A 729-nucleotide genomic window follows, 5' to 3' on the forward strand; every position below is an offset into this window, starting at 1 on the left:
CAGCCGAGCGCGGCGGCAACCTGCACCAGCACCTGATCGCTGCCACCGAATCCATCCCTGGCGCTTACCTGCCGGGTGAAACGGCAACGCTGCGCAAAGACCTCGAAAAAGTCCTCACCCCCTACGGCTTCCGCAACCGCCACGACAACGTGCGCCACGGCTACTGCCTCGGCACCGCCGTGCTCTCGCCACCGCGCCTGCGGGAGCTGCACAACGTGGTGCGCCAGAGCGCCGGCCGCCTGGCCGACCCCTCGGCCCAGGATCTGCTGGCCGAGCTCGATGAGCGGCTGGGCTGGGCGGGGATCAGCGCCGACGGCCTGCCGCCGGTGCGCAGCTACGCCCGTCATGCGGTGGTGGATACGGCCCTGGTGCGGCGGGATTCCTTGGCTGCGCCCCGGCGCGCAGAAGCGATCGAGGCGGCGATCGTGGAGCACCGCCGCGTGCTGCTGCAGCGCTACCCCGGCGTGGGCAGTTTTGAAGGCAGCCCCGATGGCGAGCTGCGGGTGTGGCCGCTGCAATTGATCTTCCACAACGTGGGCTGGTATCTCCTCTTTGAAGAGGATCAGGTGGGCCGCGAGCAGGGACTGATCCGCAGCGAACGGCTCGATCGCCTGGCTCTGCGCAACAGCCATGGCGACCTGCGCCGTAGCAGCGACGAACACGCTGCCGCGGTGAACAGGCTGGAGCGCTTGCTGCACCACAGCGGCGGCATCTACTTCGGGGCCGATT

The 729-nt window shown here is 69.0% G+C and carries 1 pseudogene; it reads left to right on the plus strand.

The features are described from left to right. Window positions 1-729: pseudogene (locus CJZ78_RS13515) on the plus strand (WYL domain-containing protein); the annotation flags it as partial.

The sequence above is a fragment of the Synechococcus sp. 8F6 genome, from assembly GCF_002252665.1.
Classification (GTDB): Bacteria; Cyanobacteriota; Cyanobacteriia; order PCC-6307; family Cyanobiaceae; genus Cyanobium_A.